Annotated in this window: 4 protein-coding genes and 1 pseudogene; 2 read left to right on the top strand and 3 right to left on the bottom strand. The window is 62.5% G+C overall.

Translation table 11 applies throughout. The annotated features are described in order from the left end of the window. Nucleotides 1–1,097: ABC-F family ATP-binding cassette domain-containing protein (locus tag Q0S16_RS09755; RefSeq protein WP_295847586.1), on the bottom strand; the 1,097-nt coding region annotated here is incomplete at its 3' end. Between the two features lie 170 nt (nucleotides 1,098–1,267). Here Q0S16_RS09755 and Q0S16_RS09750 point away from each other — a divergent pair. Continuing rightward, nucleotides 1,268–2,089, top strand: a complete 822-nt coding sequence (locus Q0S16_RS09750; protein ID WP_295847585.1) for an MBL fold metallo-hydrolase — start codon at nucleotides 1,268–1,270, stop codon at nucleotides 2,087–2,089. A gap of 270 nt (nucleotides 2,090–2,359) precedes the next feature. Here the strand turns inward: Q0S16_RS09750 and ubiG are convergent, their stop codons facing one another. Both ubiG and Q0S16_RS09740 read right to left on the bottom strand, forming a co-directional pair. Next, the gene (gene ubiG, locus Q0S16_RS09745; protein WP_295847583.1) at nucleotides 2,360–3,118 is read right to left on the bottom strand and encodes a bifunctional 2-polyprenyl-6-hydroxyphenol methylase/3-demethylubiquinol 3-O-methyltransferase UbiG; all 759 of its coding nucleotides are present in this window, start codon (nucleotides 3,116–3,118) and stop codon (nucleotides 2,360–2,362) included. A 16-nt stretch (nucleotides 3,119–3,134) separates the two neighbouring features. Then, nucleotides 3,135–3,602 carry a PH domain-containing protein gene (locus Q0S16_RS09740; RefSeq protein WP_295847581.1) on the bottom strand — a complete coding sequence of 156 codons (468 nt, stop codon included), beginning with the start codon at nucleotides 3,600–3,602 and terminating at the stop codon, nucleotides 3,135–3,137. Between the two features lie 154 nt (nucleotides 3,603–3,756). Between Q0S16_RS09740 and Q0S16_RS09735 the strand changes: the two are divergent. After that, nucleotides 3,757–4,056 (top strand): annotated as a pseudogene (locus Q0S16_RS09735) (aspartate kinase); the annotation flags it as partial.

Raw genomic sequence — 4,056 nt, 5'->3', positions numbered from 1 at the left:
AGCGTCGACTTGCCGGCGCCATTGATGCCCATCACGGCCCAGCGCTCCTTGCGGCCGACCATGAAATCGAGCCCCTCATAGATGGTCTTGCTGCCATAGCCCTTGTGGACATTCTTCAGGCTGACGACATCGTCGCCGGAGCGCGGCGCCGGCAGGAAGTCGAACGACACCACCTGGCGGCGCTTCGGCGGCTCGACGCGCTCGATCTTGTCGAGTTTCTTGACCCGGCTCTGCACCTGCGCGGCGTGCGAGGCGCGCGCCTTGAAGCGCTCGATGAACTTTATCTCCTTGGACAGCATCGCCTGCTGACGCTCGAACTGCGCCTGCTGCTGCTTCTCGGCCAGCGCGCGCTGCGCCTCGTAGAATTCGTAATCGCCGCCATAGCTGGTCAGCGAGCCGCCGTCGATTTCCACCACCTTGGTGATGATGCGGTTCATGAACTCGCGGTCATGCGAGGTCATCAGCAGCGCGCCGTCATAGCCCTTGAGGAAGGCTTCCAGCCAGATCAGGCTCTCGAGGTCGAGATGGTTGGAGGGCTCGTCGAGCAGCATCACGTCCGGCCGCATCAAGAGAATGCGGGCCAGCGCCACGCGCATCTTCCAGCCGCCGGACAGGGCGCCGACATCGCCCTCCATCATCTCCTGGCTGAAGCTGAGGCCTGCCAGCACTTCGCGCGCGCGGCCTTCCAGCGCGTAGCCATCGAGCTCCTCGAAACGCGCCTGCACTTCGCCGTAGCGTTCAAGGATTTTTTCCATCTCGTCCGCCTGGTCGGGATCGCCCAGCGCGTGTTCGAGCTGCTTCAGCTCCGCCGCCACCGTGCTGACCGGGCCGGCGCCATCCATCACCTCGACCACGGCGCTGCGGCCGGCCATCTCGCCGACATCCTGGCTGAAATAGCCGATGGTGATGCCGCGGTCAGCCGCCACCTGGCCCTCGTCCGGCGGTTCCTGGCCGGTGATCATCCGGAACAAGGTCGTCTTGCCGGAGCCGTTGGGGCCGACCAGGCCGATCTTCTCGCCGCGCTGAAGCGCCGCCGAGGCCTCGATGAAGAGGATCTGATGGCCATTCTGTTTGGAGATGTTGTCGAGACGGATCATGGGATTTACGGGCCTGGTAGCGAAAAAATTTGTTCGTTTACTAGGCCATGCGGAGCTTGCGCGGAAGGGTGTTTCGGGGACGCGGCCCATTAAAAAGGCGGTGCGACCGATCATTGCGAGAGAACAATTCCGCGGTAAAGTGGCTTCCAGCGCCATCGGAGACCTCCGTCATGCTGCGATCCCTTGTTGTCATGATGGCCATACTGGCCGCGCTGATCGTACCGGCCACCGCCCAGAACGCCGCGCGCGGCAGTGAATGCCTGGCGATGGCCAGCGCGCCGCCGCGCGCTATCCCGGTGAGCCTGCGCCGCACCGCCGCCAAAGCGGAGGAAGTCGCCATCACCTATGCCGGTCACTCCACCTATTACATCGAGACGCCGGGCGGCGTGACCATCGCCACCGACTACAACGGCGTCTACCGGCTCGGCGACCGCCGGCCCGACGTGGTCACGATGAACCGGGCGCACAGCACACATTACACGCTGTATCCCGATCCCGGGATCAAGCACGTGCTGCATGGCTGGGGCGACAATGGACAGCCCGCCAGCATCAACGAGCGGGTCGGCGACGTGCTGATCCGCAACGTCACCACCGATATCCGGCGCTATTACAGCGACGATGCCAACAGCGAGATGATCAAGGACGGCAATTCGATCTTCATCTTCGAAGTCGCCGGCCTGTGCATCGGTCATCTCGGCCATCTGCATCACAAGCTCGATGAAAGCCAGTTCGCGGCGATCGGCCGGCTCGACATCGTGATGGTACCGATCGACGGCAGCTACACGATGTCGCTCGACGGCGTTTCCGAGATCACCAAGCGGCTGCGCGCCTCGGTGGTGCTGCCAATGCACCGCTTTGCCACGCCGCTCGGCGAATTCATGCAGAAGATCGGCCAGCAATTCGCCATCGATGTGCGCAGCGAGCGCACGCTGAAGATCTCGCTCGGCTCGCTGCCAAACGCGCCAACGGTCATCATTCTCGACGGGGTATGACGTCGCGCAACGCCGCCGGTCGTTTAATGTCCCTTTGGCGGGGCGGCCAGGCTGATCGGCAGTCAAGTCGCCGGTGGCGGTCATGACCAACCAGATGAAGATCGACGGCACGATGCGTTGGCGACCAGGTATCTGGTGATGGCATAATTGCTCTCGCCGATGCCACCGAGAGCTAGCCCGCGATCTGGAGCGGCGCGACGCTCGCGATGGTGGTATCTAGCGCCTCCACGAAGGAGGTAACCCTCGACGCATCAAAGCTATTGCCCCGCGTCAGACGGCTTCCGCGACAACCATGTAATTCACATCCATGTCCGACGACATGCCCCAGCGATCCGCCAGCGGGTTGTACACCACGCCGGTCTGCTCGGTAATGGCCAGCTTGTTGCGGGAAAGGTAGGTTGCGAGTTCATCGGGGGTGACGAACTTGCTCCACTGATGGGTGCCGCGCGGCAACCAGCGCAGCACATATTCAGCGGCGACGATGCCGAGCGCGAAGCTCTTCCAGTTGCGGTTCAGCGTCGACACCACCATCAGCCCGCCGGGCTTCAGCATCAGGGCGCAGCGATCGAGGAAGGCGCCGACATCGACGACGTGCTCAACCACTTCCATGGCCAGCACAATGTCGAAACGCTCGCGGGTGTCCATCTCTTCAACGGTGGTGCAGCGATAATCGATCGAGAGCTGCGACCTGTCGGCATGCAGCCGGGCGGCCGCGATATTGGTGGCGGAGGGATCAATGCCGATAACTTGCGCGCCGAGCCGGGTAAAGGGTTCGCACAGCAAGCCGGCGCCGCAGCCGATATCCAGCATGCGCAGCCCGGACAGACAGCCCAGGCTTTTGACGTTACGCTCGAACTTGCGGCAGGCGGCGTCGCGGATATAGGTCAACCGCAGTGGGTTGATCTTGTGCAGCGGCGCCATCTTGCCCTTGGGATCCCACCATTCTTCCGAGAGCTGTGAAAATCGGGCCACTTCGGCGGCATCAACGGAGGGCGCCGAGGCGTCTTGAATGTTTGACTGCATGGCCATGGGTGTAAGCCGTATCCTAGCGAGCGGTAATGTTGCTGCGGAATGCAAGAGGCGACGAAATGGTCTCAATCTTCAGCTTGTCGTCGCCCATGTTTTCTATGTCGACGTCGCCATAGTTCAAGATGCGACCCGCGATGCTCTGATCAACGCTGACGCTGGCAACCTTATCAACGCTGATCTCGAAGGTCTTCCTGGTGATGAATCCGGTCTTGTGGATGACCCTCAGATTGGTAACATCTGTCTCGGTCGTCCAGCGACGAAACCAGGCGACCGCGAACCAATAAAGCCCAACCAACGCTACGACGGCGGCGCTGGCGAGCAGGAACAAGACTAGATTTTCGTTGAGCGTGGTCCGGGTCAGTAGCACCAGACCGACTGCCAAGATCCAAGCGCCCATGGCGCGGGTGTAAATGACCCAGTGCAGATTGCTGGAATACAGCACCTTCTCGCCTGGCTGCAGGATATCGTCGATATAGCGCCCCATCTGCCGTCCTGATGCCCGATCCTGGCCCGTTTCACGTCCGGCGGAACCGGGGTGGCTTGCCCCGACCCGCGCCGCTCGGTATACGCGGCTTTTCGGCCGTACGCGCCGCGTGCGGTATCTTTACCCACAGTCGTCAGGGAATGCACCACTCGTCATGGGCCGGCTCGTTATGAAATTCGGCGGTACGTCCGTCGCGAACATCGACCGCATTCGCAACGTCGCACTTCACGTCAAGCGCGAGGTCGATGCCGGTCATGACGTGGCCGTCGTGGTTTCCGCGATGTCCGGCAAGACCAACGAACTGGTGGCCTGGGCCACCGACGCTTCGCCGCTGCACGATGCGCGGGAATACGACGCCATCGTCGCCTCCGGCGAACAGGTTACCTCCGGCCTGCTGGCGATCGCGCTGCAGGCCGTCGGCATCCAGGCGCGCTCCTGGCAAGGCTGGCAGATC

The sequence above is a fragment of the Tardiphaga sp. genome, assembly GCF_025356345.1.
Classification (GTDB): Bacteria; Pseudomonadota; Alphaproteobacteria; order Rhizobiales; family Xanthobacteraceae; genus Tardiphaga.
Note: the sequence above shows the minus strand (reverse complement) of the source record. Positions and strands in the feature narration are given on the sequence as shown.